This is a genomic window from Pantoea sp. UBA5035 (assembly GCF_002415245.1).
Taxonomy (GTDB): domain Bacteria; phylum Pseudomonadota; class Gammaproteobacteria; order Enterobacterales; family Enterobacteriaceae; genus Pantoea; species Pantoea septica.
Genome location: NZ_DICD01000027.1, coordinates 50,540 through 64,347, shown reverse-complemented (window position 1 = coordinate 64,347; position 13,808 = coordinate 50,540). Strand labels below are relative to the sequence as shown.

The following is a 13,808-nucleotide window of genomic DNA, read 5'->3' as shown; positions in this document are numbered from 1 at the left end:
ATTACTGACGAAGTCGTCAACCGATTACCGTATTGAAACCTTATTTGTAGCCGCTAACTTACGTTACCTTTAAATGATAAGTTGCGGCCTTTAGATACGACAAAGTTAGTTAGTTTTCTTTAACAGCGAAGGGTTCCAGCCAGCGTTGTTCCCCGGTGATTGCCATGAACCAGCGAGGCCAGTTGCAGACATCATCTGGAGTTCGTGCTGTTGGTTGTAGGTATCCAGCGCTACACGTTGCATTGTCCCGTCTGGCATGGTCACGTTAAGCTGACCGTTTGATACAACCTCGATTCGCAGAGGGGCAAACTGGATAGGTCTCTGTGCTAACAATGCTGCCTGATTCTGAAGCATGTTTGGCGATAGCATTGGGACACCGTTGTTTGGTGCAGGTGCAGACTTGATGCGATCATACATGCTATCGATCCATGACCAGCCCTTGTCTACCCATGAATCCTTAAGAGCGTTTCCACCGTGTGTCGTTTCCGTACCAGTTGCCCCACCCCATCCGAATTTGTCATGAGCGAACTTCTGGAACTCTGGAATCCACTTATCAAAGATCAGGTTACCTAGCTCAACGCCAATGAATGCAGCAGCAGCGATACCAAATGCCTTACCTGCTGCACTGCCCATCACGCCAGTCACACCACCTGAAGCAGCAGCCTCAGCAGTACCACCAGCAGCGCGACCGACACCGAGAAGACGCCCACCAAGTTTCAGACCACCGAGGCCAAGTGCAGCCGTAGCAGTCACAATGAGCCAATCAAAGAAGGTGTTGAACTGGTCTTTAACGAGATCCAAAGCTTTCTGTGTCGATGGCGACAGCGTGCCGTAAAATCTGTTCCACTTCTCTTCAAAAAGGGTGAGATACCCGTCAACATTCATCCCGATGTTATCGAGTGTCTTCGTGATGTCATTCAGACGTTCAATAAACCAGCCGATAGCCTGACCGCCACGTTCAAACAGTCCACCAGAGTTGTTCAGTGAACTGGCAAGAGAGTCATACAGAGTTGAAAGGTGTGAGCTGAAGCCTCGGAAATTTTTATCCATCGCATATTTTTCAGCGTTGTACATGCGACCACGAGCAGCAAGGATATTATGCTGGGCCATCTTCACTTGCTCGGGTGTTGGTTGCATCGCCTTCATCATCAGTTCTGCGATGTCTGATCCCTTCATGGTTTTCAACTTCGCTTTCACATCAGCAGAGTCTTTTACACCAAGTGTATCAGCCAGTTTTGACACTAATGCTGGACTCGCATTGACGACTTGTAACCAATCCTGCCCGTTTAATTTTGGAGAAGCCGCGATCTGTTGGATAGCGTAGTTAAGACGGTAAACAGCGTCGTTGTTCATCCCTGTTGTATGGGCGAAAACCGACTCATCTGCGAAAAACTTAGCGAGTTTGTCGTTATCAAACCCTTTAGGCATGGTCATACGCATCTGTGCCATCTGCTGGCGGACTGTGGCGGTATCCAATCCGTACTGATTAGCGACTTCATCCGCTTTGATGGTCATGCGCAGAGCTTCCTGCTTCGAACCGTATGCGACCTGAGCCATAGTTGCAGCCTGCTGACGCTTAGCCCCTTCCTCGATACTGTCCTGAAAGAACTGAACAGCCTTCTGTACAGACATCAGAGCACCTACAAGGGGGATTGCTGCTGATGAGATACCGCCAAAAGCTGATCCGAGGTTGCTTGATTCCAACGCTGCGAGACGCTGTGACGCTCTTGCTTGTGAAGCCACTCTGAGCTGCTGTGAAAACTCATAGTTCAAGCGAGAAAGATTTGACTGGAAACCACGGAGATTTTCAGAGGCTGTATGCTGCATTTGGAGAAGCTGTAAACGCGAGTTATAGCGTTGGGCTGATCCATCGTCGCGCAGGCTTAGACGTCCATACAGTGGGCTTGTGCGGGCACGTTCAGCAATAGCATTAATCCGGTCACGTGCTGATGCTGGTGGGCGATTTCTGATAACTGTTGATACTGGTGGAACAGTAACACGAGGCTGTGTCTGATATGCATCACGCATCATACGGGCAACGTTTCTGGCTGCTGCCCTTCCATCCTGCTCATATGAACGGAAGAGACCATTACCAGCATTACCAACGCGAAAGGCTTCTGTAAGAGAACGGTTGATATTACGTGATGCTGTCTGTGCGCGTTTTTCGATATTGGTAAACGCCTTGTTCATACCCTTGCTGTAGTCTTTGGAGAACGTCTTGTTTAGCGTTTTCTCCATTCGGGTAGCAATTGGCATGATCTGCTTTTCGAGTTTTTGAAGACCTTTCAGGACAGTTTCTTGCAGAGACATTTCGATAACAAAACTGTCCACTGTGATTTGATTCGACATTATTTGTGGGCCTTATATAAAGAAAAAGCCCACGTGCGATACGTGAGCTTTACAGATGGTCTTGATTGTGTGTGTTATTTCTTCGCACGTTTAACCGCGTCAGAGATTAACTGTTCAAACGTTGGGATTGATGCGAGTTGGTCACGTGCACGCTGTTTGGCTTCTGTAAGCTTTACAGCGGCTTTCTTGCGGCGACTGATAAGACGTTCCAACTGTGAATCATAAAGCTGCTGAGAATGCTGTTTAGCCTCGTCAGAATCCATAAGATGCATCAGAGTCGGGACATCAACAGGAATGTAAACCAGCTTTGACGGGCCATCACCTACTGGCACAACCTGACCAGCAATCATCTGGATCTTCTTGCCCATCGAACGCTTTTCAACAAGCTTATACCCTTCGATATGAAGAGAACCGCTAGACAGCATCTGGTTGAATTGTGTTTCTCCGTTACAGAGGACAGTTTTCACCGCTGGATGCTTCAGTTCATACGCGTAATCTCTTTGCAGACCTTGTCGGAAGTTGTGTTGGTCATCTTCAAAATCGGTCACGACACTACATGCATCTTCATGCTCTTTTGCGAGTTGCTGGATAATTGGAGTCCAGTATTTCTCGATATGAATACGTTGCTCTGTTGGAACCATTTCAGAGAAAGCGATCTGCTTCTCTGTTTCCTCTAGGACAGTATCCGCTTTGGCTTTGAGCAATTCTTCATCAGCAATACGCTGAAGACGATCAGCTTGTGCTTCATCGACCTCGGCAGGTTTTGGGGCATTTTGCTTAATGAGGGTCGTTCCATTTGTCTGACGTACTTCAACGTTGTATTCGCTGACGGGGCCAATGTGCTGTTGAATAACAGCGTCTTCAATTCTTGGAGTAAGCATTATTGTGGTCTCGTGGTTGCAGGAGTTTGTAGGTAAGGAGTTGCACGCATCCGGTCAATAAACTGGTCTATCTGGTCACGTGTCGTTGAATAAAGTTGGTTGGCGTGTTCTTCAGCTTCTTCTGGAGGAAAGCGCATTAAGAGAAAAGCATCACTAAATGCGTTCACGAGTAAATGAGGCTCGGCATAAATGCATTTGAAGATCTGACCGCATGGGACGTTGTCTAGGTCAATAACGAAGCCACGGGATAGATCGGACTCATCCCGCCATTTGATAATGTGGTCTGTCATTTACCCACCTCTTTAGAAATCTGTTCAGCACGCTGTTCAAGCTGGTGGAGTTCAGCGAACAGTTCAGGTTTATCTTTCATTACTTTCGCTGTGGCGATGTCACGAAGGAGCTTGGCAATCTCAGGGCCGAACATCTCAGGATTCGTCTTGAGCATATTTTCAGCGAGCTGCTGGTAGTGAGCGATATTCTTGCGTGCCACGCTTAGCTTGCGGTTGACAGTAACCAGTTCAGATTCGAGATCAGCAAGATGTTCTGTGTGCTGGGTGTGCTGGTCGATGGTGGATTCTTGCTGCTGCTGTGATTCCATCAGTTTGAGTAGTTCGGTTGTACTAAGCATTGCGTTGTCTCCAGTAGGAATCAGCGCGGCATAGAAGCACAACGAGAAGGGTTAATACGAGTGCAGGGAGCATTATTAAGGTCTCACATTAAAAATACCCGCCCCCGATTATCAGGGGCGAGCTAATCAGGATCGGATACTGAAATGACAAGACAATATCCGCAAAAACCACTTGGAGACCGCTTACCCCTGCAAGGAAGAGAAGTGGTTTCTGCACCTGCGATCTGAACCGTTGGAGAAGCGGTGAACCTACAGGATTTTGAGAGAAGAAGTTTTTGCGGATACAGCGAGAAGATAGGCGGTGAAGGCGAACAACACCGCGCTATAGGTGGAGCATCAGAGAGTGACTTGCTTTACTGACCACTCTTTAATGTTAACAGAATGTGACAAAATTGTCAATAATATTTGTTGCATTTAGGCTAACAAAGTGATAGGGGCAAGCTGTTACAGGTCACACTATAACCATCGCTGTTCTGGTAATGATGTGCAGGTTCTGTCGGAAGAACTCTAAACAGGTGCGCTTGTGCACGTACATCACGGTAAGCCCTTTGCCGTAGTAGCTCACGCTGACGATCTTCTTCTGATAATCGGCGGTTGTATTCAATTTCTGCTTGGGAGATTTTGGGAGTGGTAGACATTGCTGGTGGGCCTTATTTGATTTTTTTTCTTCTGAAAAAATGGGGAGATGAATTAACAGGGGGTGTGGGGAGTGGCTGGGGAAATATCTGTGGAGTTTGTGTACAGGTGCTAAGTGGTTCAGAACGTGGCGGTACTTTTCTCGGCAGAATTTTAAAATATTGCATTTAAAGGTTTTTATCGAGAAAGTTTCATTGCTTCTGGTCAAATCGGGTCACATAACCACTTGATCCGACCATAGATAGCTATCGGTAACATTACTCACTCGTGAGCTTCTTCACTTTTGCCACCATTCCCACAGAGCACTCACTCAGTTTTGCTATCTCTGCGTATGTGTAGCCACCTTTAACCAGGTAACGAGCAATCTTGTCACGTAATGCTGTGTCTGCTGGGCGTCCTTGATATTTGCCCTCTTCTTTCGCTTTCGCAATACCCTGTGACTGACGTTCACGGCGTTTGGTGTAGTCTTCATGGGCATAGTGAGCAGCAATATCCATCATCAGACCGTTTATCAACTGAATGATCCTGTCATCTGCTGATGCTTTCAATGCACCGTGTGAAGTTGGTAGGTCAACCACGACAACACGTAAACCACGTTGGGCAATGATCGCTTTCAGTTCTTCGTACTGTGCTGCTGGTAAACGAGTTAAACGGTCGATGCTTTCAACAAGAATCAGATCGCCCTTCTTCGCGCTGTTAAGCAATCTTGAGAGTTCTGGACGTTCCAGCTTTGCACCAGAGAAGTTTTCAACGTAGTGAACCACGTTCTTTAGCTGGTGGTCTTCAGCGAACTGATTAACAGTCTGGAGAGCACGTGTTGCATCTTGGTCAGAGGTTGATGCACGCAGATAGATATGGGCAGTTGTCTTCATGGTTGGCCTGTTGTTCACATTGGGTTTTAATATGAATATTCTACGTGAAAACACTATGTAGAGTAAACAACATTAACCCTATGTGAACAACATTTTTCACGAAACCTGTTTTCAACTCAGGTATACCCTATGTGAACGATTAAGCGACCGCTTTTGGGGCGAATTGACTGGTTAGCCCTGCGTGGCGTTGGAAGGTTGGTGTAGCTGATGCTGGTGGGGATTTGGTCACAGTATTGGTGGATGTTGTAACTTCTGCTGAGGCTATCTGGTCAGTTAAACCCTTAAGCTGTTTGTTGACCTTAGACTGTTCGTGTCTGCGTTGGGCATTACGGTCAGCGGTGAATTTACCCATCACAGCAAGCTGGTCTTTAAGCTGAACCTCGTCAGGTGTCAGGCTGAACAGTGCTAACAGTGTCGGGTCACGATAGAACACAGCAGCCTGGAACAGGTCGATGTCTGCTGGATTGATGCAGGTACGGAGCAAGGCCGGTGCAGTGGCTGAATCATCAGCGGGTGTGAGTTGATTATTTTCGGACATTAAGCAAATTTTCCAAATGAGGTGGATAGCTGGGAGGTAATAGCGATAAACACTGAACAGAAAACTAAAAGAATATGCCCAATTAAATGATTAATAATCAATAAGTTAATCAAAATTCAATTGAGCGAGGTTCTGTTCAGTCGTCTTTGCAGGTGAGATCGTTAACGAGCTTGAGAAGGAACACGGTCAGGACACTACAAGGCACGATGTCGTATAGAAAATGGAAGATGAAATGTTGCATGGTTAGTTACCGGGATTGTTTGCGATGACGGCATAAGCACAGGTTCACATAGCTCTGGGAGATACCGAGTTGCTGGGCAATCTGCTTATGGGAAAGTCCCTGAGAGCGGAGATTAACCACCTTCTCAGGGATGTTCTGTTGATGGCTACTGACTGGTAGTCCAGCAAGTTTACGAATCAGGATTGATTCATGTTGGTTGAGGCCAGACTGTTTAGCAGCCTGAGAAGGTGTCTGTCCAGAGTGGATCAGTGCTAAGAAGTGTTGCACTTCTGGTGTGGGTGAGAGTTCGTACATTGGATGGGATACCTTGTGTGCAGGGTACTTTTATTTGTAACCGCGAAGATCCGGGAAAGATGAATTAATACATGATGTTACAGAGGAATTTGCAGATTTTCGTGGGGGTATTTTAATACATAGTTAGTTGGACTCGTGGAGAATGTCCATTAGGCGGGACATAGAGCGAGTGAACAGCGCTGGTTTGCCTGAGAATGCCTGTTCAGCCTGTTCGAGAATATAGACAGGTGACTGACCTGTTTTCTTTGATCGGGCTAGAGCAAGGCGAGCATTCTTATCAGCTTTGGCGAAGAGTTCAGCTTCCATACGATCAAGGATGGCGATCATTTCTGCTGGGAGGTCTTCATCACGCTGGAATTGCTTCTGGTGGTCAAGGTTAACGTGCTGAGAGTGCGTGTTGCTTCCATCACGGTCGCTGGTGATGAACAGGTTTTCGTCAGTGTGTAAGGTCATCATAATGTCCTCGTAGGAAAATGGGAGCTGGTGCTCGTTGGCGATGATGTGAACTAGCAGAGTGTTCAGGGCTTCTACCGGTCTGGCACAGCAGGCAATTTCGACAATGTCCATCGGTAGCTTGTCTGACGGGAATGCAGCCAGAACTTTAAGAAAGCGGTCAGTGTGCTGTTTACCGCGCTCTGTATAGAACTGCTTCAGGCGCTGGATATGGGACATGTGAATAATCACGACAGGCCATTTCTCTGACTCGTTTTCGGTGGATGTCCCGGTTAACTGGCGTACCTCTGCAATACTCAGGCGTTCGCATAGTGCTGACAGGTTGTCGGCTGCCATAGACATCACGGTTGATAGATAGCGGATGTCTGTTTCTGGCGCTTTCAGGAGACGCTGAGCGGTTCGAACACGTTCTGTCCCTGCCATCTTTGAGTGACGCTTGGCGAACAGTGTGAGCTTGGTTCGGTGTTTCTTTACCAGTTCTGTCCAGAGTTGTTCATGGTCACCAGTGAATGGCTGGATAGGCTGAGATGTCCACTTTGTGCCAATACCTTTAGGGAATCTGAAACGAGCGCCCTGCTTCTGGTTAATCGTTGCTGGTAACAGAGACAGGTTAAGCGGGTGATACGCCCCACCCTGTGAGCATGGTACAAGGTGTGCGATATGTACCTGTGTACCCGTTTTAAATGCCAGTCTTCCACGTGCTTTCCATAAGCTGTAAAGATCCTCAATCGGGAAATCTAACAGGCAATCTACAGAGCCGTGTCTGGCAATCTGCTGTAGAAGGTCGGTTATGAATTTCGATTGACGCAGGATATACAGGGGGTGCTTAGCGAGCTTGAGTGACTTCTGGCGGCGTTCTTTTGCGGGGTCTGACTCTTTTCGTTTGGCTGCTTCTCTGCAAGAGGATGAACAGTAACGCACTGATGAGCGGGATGCTTTAAAAACCTTCTTGCAGTGGGCGCAGCGCTTGGCTTTAGCGGGCTGCTTCATTCATAAATCTGATCCTGATTATTAAGCTGATAAGTTATATTAACATTTCTGCTACATTTGTCAAGATAAATACTATTGACAACCTTATAAATATGTGCTTAACAAAACTCCACAGAGCCTCGAAAGGTGCTGTGCAGGGTGGTTTTATTTGTAACCGGAAAGAGTCGGAAAAGTTTAATGAATAGAGTTAGTTACAGAGAAATTTCGAGAATTTGGTGGGGGTATTTTAATACATAGTAAGATGTCATGTTAAGACAGGCTTTGAAACGGGTCACAATGGCTGGTGGGATGTTGTAACGGGGTCTGTTCAGGTGTTCTGTTCAGATTGCAACTGGCTTTGCCTTATCGTTGCTTTGACGCTCGCTTACTCGCTCGGTCTGTAAAGAAATCTGATCAGCATTCTGTAAAGTGGAACTGTTCAGAGAGAGAGAGGGAGCAAGCGACCGATAAGACTCGGTAAGCGTAGCGAAGAGGCGTTCTGTTTAGGTGACCAGACTGTCAACAGAACTCTTAAAAGAACTGTTAAGATAACTGCCGTATCGTCATGCGTGATTCTGGTTTATAGGAAAATTATCTCAACATTGTCAAGATATTTCAAGAACTTTTCATCGTACATTTTCTAATGCGAAATGCATGAGAAAAATAATCCGAATAAGGTGGTTAACAATGGGGCATCTCAGTTCATACAGTAAAGCGGAGTTAGCCTTGCAAAGTGGTTGCGGAAAAGCACTCGGCCCATATTCAACTGCGAAATGTGGGGATTATCAGCCAGACATGGAAATGTGGATGTGTGCTGATTGCAGAGCAAAGTTTAACGAAGCTCTTGAACGGTTCCACCAGCAAGAAAACCGGAAATAGCGACGCCTTAGAAGGTGTATCATTGGAATGTTGAATTCTTAGACAGCCGTCCGACGCACGCCTCAACCTCGCAAAGCCCCGCCGCCCTGCACGCGCGCCAGCAAAAGCCGCGCGTGCCGCCTCACGCGGTGCGCACCGGCGAGCGGCCGATGGTGCGCTTTATCGGCAGCGACGACGTAGACCAGAGCGATCGATTTTTTCAGGTCTGGCGCGAAAAACTGGCACAATGGCAGACGGAAAGCGACCCGCTGTTTTTTATTCATACGCCCGATATGGGCGAGGTGTTTCCGCTGGTGCAGCGTTTATGGCCGCAGCTGCAGGCGATCGACGCCGGTATCGGCAGCGGCCCTGCCTGGCCGCAGCAGGCGTCGCTGTTCTGATGTCTGATGAAAGAGGATAAGCATGGTAAGCGCGTTATATGTGGTACTGGGCGTGTTGATGGTGATGAAGTTCGCGCTGGACGTGGTGCGTTACCGTCGCCACTATCGCGTCGCCTTTGGCGACGGCGGGTTTCACGATCTGCGCGTGGCGATGCGCATTCACGGCAACGCGGTCGAAACCATTCCGCTGGCGCTATTGCTGCTGGTGATGATGGAGATGAACGGCGCCGATATGTGGATGATGCATCTGACCGCGCTGCTTTTTTTCGCCGGCCGGGTGCTGCACGCGCAGGGGCTGCGCCGCAGCGCGCTCGCCGGGCGCAAATATGGCATGATGCTGACGCTGTTCTCCCTGTGCGGCATGGCGGTCTTTAACCTTATCTATCTGCCCTGGGAGCTGGTGCTGACGCTGCATTGACCGGCTGCGGGGGTAAAGGGTGCAGCCCGCCGCACTTTCTGCCAGAATAGCGCCCTTTCCGTTGTCTTTCCGGATTTATTATGTCTGACCGCGATACGCTATTTTCCGCGCCCATCGACAAGCTGGGCGACTGGACCTTTGACGAGCGCGTGGCTGAAGTCTTCCCCGATATGATTCAGCGCTCCGTGCCCGGCTACTCGAATATCATCTCCATGATCGGCATGCTGGCCGAGCGCTTCGTCACGCCCGAAAGCCAGGTTTACGATCTGGGCTGCTCGCTTGGCGCCGCCACGCTCTCGGTGCGCCGCAATATCAAGGCGCCCGGCTGCGCCATTATCGCCGTGGATAATTCGCCGGCGATGGTCGAGCGCTGCCGCCGCCATATCGACGCCTTTCGCGCCGAGACGCCAGTGAACGTCATCGAGGCCGATATCCGCGATATTGCCATCGAAAACGCCTCGATGGTGGTGTTGAACTTCACGCTGCAGTTTCTCGATCCCCCTGCGCGGCTGCTGCTGCTGGAGAAGATCTGGCGGGGGCTGAATCCCGGCGGCGCGCTGGTGCTGTCGGAGAAGTTCAGCTTCGAGGACGCCGAGGTCGGCGAACTGCTGTTCAATATGCACCATGATTTCAAACGCGCTAACGGCTACAGCGAGCTGGAGATCAGCCAGAAACGCAGCATGCTGGAGAATGTGATGCTGACCGACAGCGTTGAGACGCACAAGGCGCGCCTGAAACAGGCGGGCTTCTCTCACGCGGAACTCTGGTTCCAGTGCTTTAACTTTGGTTCGCTGGTGGCGTTGAAATGATTGAGTTTGGCCGTTTTTATCAGCAAATCGCCACCGGCCCGCTCGCCAGCTGGCTGGAGGTGCTGCCGGCGCAGATCGCCGCCTGGCAGAAAGAGAATCTGCATGGCCTGTTTCGCAACTGGGAGAAGTCAGTTGAGCATCTGCCGCTGCTGCAGCCGCAGCGGCTCGACCTGCTGCACAGCGTCAGCGCAGAGCGCGACGATCTCAGCGATCGTCAGCGTCAGGGCATCGAGAAACTGCTGCGCAATCTGATGCCCTGGCGTAAAGGCCCCTACTCGCTCTACGGCACCGATATCGATACCGAATGGCGTTCCGACTGGAAGTGGCAGCGCGTCGCGCCGCATATCTCCTCGCTGGCGGGTCGAACCGTGCTGGACGTCGGCTGCGGCAGCGGCTATCACATGTGGCGCATGGTCGGCGCCGGCGCGCAGCTGGTGGTCGGCATCGATCCGATGCAGCTCTTTCTCTGCCAGTTCGAAGCGGTGCGCAAGCTGCTGGGCGATGACCGACGCGCCCATCTGCTGCCGCTCGGTATCGAACAGCTGCCGACGCTACAGGCGTTCGACACCGTTTTCTCAATGGGCGTGCTTTATCATCGCCGTTCGCCGCTCGATCATCTGCTGCAGCTGAAAAACCAGCTGGTGAGCGGCGGCGAGCTGGTGCTGGAAACGCTGGTGATCGAGGGAGATGAGCGGGATGTGCTGGTGCCGGGCGAACGCTACGCGCAGATGCGCAACGTCTATTTTATCCCTTCGGCCGCAGCGCTGAAAAGCTGGCTGGAGAAGTGCGGCTTCGTCGACGTGAAAATTGTCGATTATGCGGTGACCTCTACCGACGAGCAGCGCCGCACCAGCTGGATGACCAGCGAATCGCTGGCCGAGTTTCTCGACCCGCAAGACGCCAGCAAAACGGTGGAAGGCTACCCGGCGCCGCTGCGCGCGGTGCTGGTCGCCACCAAACCCTGACGCTTAGCGGCGCGAAAGCGCCAGCTTCGCCGCGAAGCCGATAAACACCATGCCCGTCAGGCGGTCCATCATCTTGAGCACCGCCGGACGGCGCAGGTGCGCGGCGAAGTAGTGGCTGCCGCCAATCAGGACGGCGTTCCACAACAGCCCAATCGCAATATGCATCAGCGCCAGCAGGCTGCACCAGAGCGGCACCGACGCCCCCGCCGGAATAAACTGCGGCAGAAAAGTGACGTAAAACACGCCCATTTTGGGATTGAGCAGATTGCCGAACAGGCCGCGGTTGAAGCAGCTCAGATAGCTTTGCGGCGCGATTTCCGCCGCCGCTTCATGCAGCGGCTGCGTGCGCGGGCTGAGCAGCAGCCTGACGCCAAGATAGAGCAAATAGGCCGCGCCGATCCACTTCAGCAGGTTGTAGGCCATTTCCGACGCCAGCAGCAGCGCGCCCAGACCACATCCCACCGCGACGCCCCATACCAGACAGCCGAGGTTGATGCCCAGCGCCGTGGCGCTACCGCGTCGCCAGCCCTGGGCGGCGGCGGTGCGCAGCACCAGCGCGGTATCGAAACCGGGCGTCAGCGTCAAAAGCGTAATAGCGAATAAAAACGAGAACAGCAGCGTAGCGGTCATAATTTTCTCCCTGAAAATGGCGCCGCTCACTTTAACAAATTTTTAACGAGGGCGCGCTAGTTCTGCGCGCTACTCCGTCTCAGCAGGCCGATCCCAATACTGATATTTATAGGCGGCGCTGAGATGGCGCTCGATAGTGCCTTTATCGAATACTTCCGTTTCATGCAGATAGCTTAACGTGCAGTTGCCGACCTCGTCCCATAACTGACACTCGTCGACCGAACGCAGCGAACTGACCGGCGTAGTCGCGGTGCCGTGCAGCTGCCATTCGCGAAAATCTTTATCGTAGGTATAGAGATCTTTGCTGCGCGCCGTGATCGCGCTGACCACCTGTCCCTGCGGGTTCCAGCGCCAGCTGCTTTCGCCGTTGGTCAGGGCGTCGGTGCCGCGCGAAACGCTTTTCGTCAGCCGCAGCTGCGCGTCGTAACGATAGGTGGTGTCGGTAAAGCCGCTTTTGCCCATGCTGGTGAATTTATCAGAAGCGGTGACGATATTGCCGTGCCGGCCGGTGAGCCAGCTAATAGTGCCCTGACGGTTATCGACCACCTGCTCTTTGCCCTCTTTCAGCACCTTCACCAGATATGCATACTCCGCTACCCAGCCGCCCTGCACGCGCGCAATATGCTGCTCCATGCTCAGCACGACGTTGTGCTCTTTTTTATCGAAGGTGACGTCAGCTACCTGCAAAATGCCGCAGGGATCGAACTGCCCAAGCACGCGCTTTTGCGAATCGACATCTTTGCCGAACTCGCCGGCGATCACCTGTCGCACCGCGCCTTTCGCGCTGCCGCCCAGCATAATCCAGCTGTTGCTGCTGGCGACGGCTTTACTGTGCGGAGCGCAGGCGGCGGCCCACAGCGCGGGAGAGGCGAACAGCGAACCCAGCGCAAGCGCCGCAATCAGAGAGCGTTTCATGGTGTAACTCCCAGAGATCTCAATAACCTGAGTGTAACCGTATTGGCGGCATCTGGCGCGGCCTGGTAAAATTCTGCGGATAAAAAGAACCCCAGCAAGATAACTGGGGTTTGGTACTTGCAAACATCACGTCATAAGGCGTGCTGCGCGGCAAAATCTGTGGTGATTCAGGCTACCCTGACGGTATTAAGCTGCATCACGCTTTTCATGGCTTCCACCACATCGCTATCCACGCAGTAGCGGCTGAACTCATCCATTTCGGCTTCGGAACACATGGAGACACCGGCTTTACGATAACGCATCGGTGAGGTCACGAGGCGGCTGGCGGAGCTGTGAACCTCGCTAAGTCCGCTGTCCAGGAACTTTTGCAGGTTGCTCAGGCGTACGCCAGCACCAGCCATAATGATTGGACCTTCGCTCTGTTCATTAAGTTCCCTTAATAATGCAATTCCATTTTCCGCGCTCTGCTGCTGGCCGGATGTCAGGATGCGCGCCACGCCTAGCGCGGTTAACTCATCCAGCGCGCGATTGGGACTGTGGCAAAGATCGAAGGCGCGATGAAAGGTCACCTGCATGCCGTCGCACAGCGCCATAATTTGCCGCATACGCGAACGGTCGATATGCGCCTCCTCATCCAGCATGCCGATCACCAGGCCGGGAAAACCCATTTCGCGAATTTTCGCCACGTCGGACTTCATAATCTCGAATTCGCGCGCGGTGTAGCAGAAGTCGCCGCCGCGCGGTCGGACGATAGGATGAACCGGAATCGATATTTCACGGCGTGCTGCTTCCAGCGAGCCGGACGACGGGGTCAGGCCGCCTTCGCGCGGTCCGGCGCACAGCTCAACGCGGTCGGCGCCGGCCTGCTGCGCCGTCATGGCGCAATCCACGCCGTAGCAGCAAATTTCCAGTGTGGTCATCTCTTCCTCCTTTACATGACGTCTGGCTCGA

13 protein-coding genes and 1 pseudogene are annotated in these 13,808 nt (G+C 51.6%); 4 read left to right on the top strand and 10 right to left on the bottom strand.

Annotated features, from left to right (window positions below; translation table 11 throughout):
• Positions 1 to 105: 105 nt before the first annotated feature.
• The 7 genes from B3229_RS17020 to B3229_RS16990 form a co-directional block, all read right to left on the bottom strand.
• Positions 106 to 2,349, bottom strand: coding sequence for a tape measure protein (locus B3229_RS17020; RefSeq protein ID WP_286872717.1), 2,244 nt, complete (start codon positions 2,347 to 2,349; stop codon positions 106 to 108).
• A 74-nt stretch (positions 2,350 to 2,423) separates the two neighbouring features.
• Positions 2,424 to 3,230, bottom strand: a complete 807-nt coding sequence (locus B3229_RS17015; RefSeq protein ID WP_286872714.1) for a hypothetical protein — start codon at positions 3,228 to 3,230, stop codon at positions 2,424 to 2,426.
• Positions 3,230 to 3,520: a hypothetical protein gene (locus B3229_RS17010; protein WP_286872711.1), complete on the bottom strand. Its 291-nt coding sequence runs from the start codon at positions 3,518 to 3,520 to the stop codon at positions 3,230 to 3,232. Before B3229_RS17010 ends, B3229_RS17015 begins: the two co-directional genes overlap by 1 nt.
• Complete coding sequence (locus B3229_RS17005; RefSeq protein WP_038625619.1) at positions 3,517 to 3,858, bottom strand: hypothetical protein; 342 nt, start codon at positions 3,856 to 3,858, stop codon at positions 3,517 to 3,519. Before B3229_RS17005 ends, B3229_RS17010 begins: the two co-directional genes overlap by 4 nt.
• A gap of 893 nt (positions 3,859 to 4,751) precedes the next feature.
• Positions 4,752 to 5,366 (bottom strand): recombinase family protein, encoded by a 615-nt coding sequence (locus B3229_RS17000; protein WP_286872706.1) that lies wholly within the window; start codon positions 5,364 to 5,366, stop codon positions 4,752 to 4,754.
• 139 nt (positions 5,367 to 5,505) lie between these two features.
• The gene (locus tag B3229_RS16995; RefSeq protein WP_286872704.1) at positions 5,506 to 5,904 is read right to left on the bottom strand and encodes a hypothetical protein; all 399 of its coding nucleotides are present in this window, start codon (positions 5,902 to 5,904) and stop codon (positions 5,506 to 5,508) included.
• Positions 5,905 to 6,562: 658 nt separating this feature from the next.
• Positions 6,563 to 7,882, bottom strand: a complete 1,320-nt coding sequence (locus tag B3229_RS16990) for a hypothetical protein (RefSeq protein ID WP_286872701.1) — start codon at positions 7,880 to 7,882, stop codon at positions 6,563 to 6,565.
• 884 nt (positions 7,883 to 8,766) lie between these two features.
• Between B3229_RS16990 and B3229_RS16985 the strand changes: the two are divergent.
• The 4 genes and pseudogenes from B3229_RS16985 to cmoB all read left to right on the top strand — a co-directional run.
• Positions 8,767 to 9,120 (top strand): annotated as a pseudogene (locus B3229_RS16985) (DUF72 domain-containing protein); the annotation flags it as partial.
• 22 nt (positions 9,121 to 9,142) lie between these two features.
• Entirely contained in the window at positions 9,143 to 9,538 is a 396-nt protein-coding gene (locus tag B3229_RS16980) for an MAPEG family protein (protein WP_286872698.1), read from the top strand.
• 80 nt (positions 9,539 to 9,618) lie between these two features.
• Positions 9,619 to 10,347 (top strand): carboxy-S-adenosyl-L-methionine synthase CmoA, encoded by a 729-nt coding sequence (cmoA, locus tag B3229_RS16975; protein ID WP_286872696.1) that lies wholly within the window; start codon positions 9,619 to 9,621, stop codon positions 10,345 to 10,347.
• Positions 10,344 to 11,312, top strand: a complete 969-nt coding sequence (cmoB, locus tag B3229_RS16970; protein ID WP_286872693.1) for a tRNA 5-methoxyuridine(34)/uridine 5-oxyacetic acid(34) synthase CmoB — start codon at positions 10,344 to 10,346, stop codon at positions 11,310 to 11,312. Before cmoA ends, cmoB begins: the two co-directional genes overlap by 4 nt.
• 3 nt (positions 11,313 to 11,315) lie before the next feature.
• Here cmoB and B3229_RS16965 read toward each other — a convergent pair whose 3' ends face one another.
• The 3 genes from B3229_RS16965 to cutC all read right to left on the bottom strand — a co-directional run bounded on the left by B3229_RS16965 (position 11,316) and on the right by cutC (position 13,777).
• On the bottom strand, positions 11,316 to 11,942 hold the full coding sequence (locus B3229_RS16965; protein ID WP_286872690.1) for a LysE family translocator: 627 nt from the start codon (positions 11,940 to 11,942) through the stop codon (positions 11,316 to 11,318).
• Positions 11,943 to 12,011: 69 nt separating this feature from the next.
• The gene (locus B3229_RS16960; RefSeq protein WP_048781324.1) at positions 12,012 to 12,857 is read right to left on the bottom strand and encodes a hypothetical protein; all 846 of its coding nucleotides are present in this window, start codon (positions 12,855 to 12,857) and stop codon (positions 12,012 to 12,014) included.
• A 167-nt stretch (positions 12,858 to 13,024) separates the two neighbouring features.
• Positions 13,025 to 13,777, bottom strand: a complete 753-nt coding sequence (gene cutC, locus B3229_RS16955; RefSeq protein WP_033749711.1) for a copper homeostasis protein CutC — start codon at positions 13,775 to 13,777, stop codon at positions 13,025 to 13,027.
• Positions 13,778 to 13,808 lie beyond the last annotated feature (31 nt).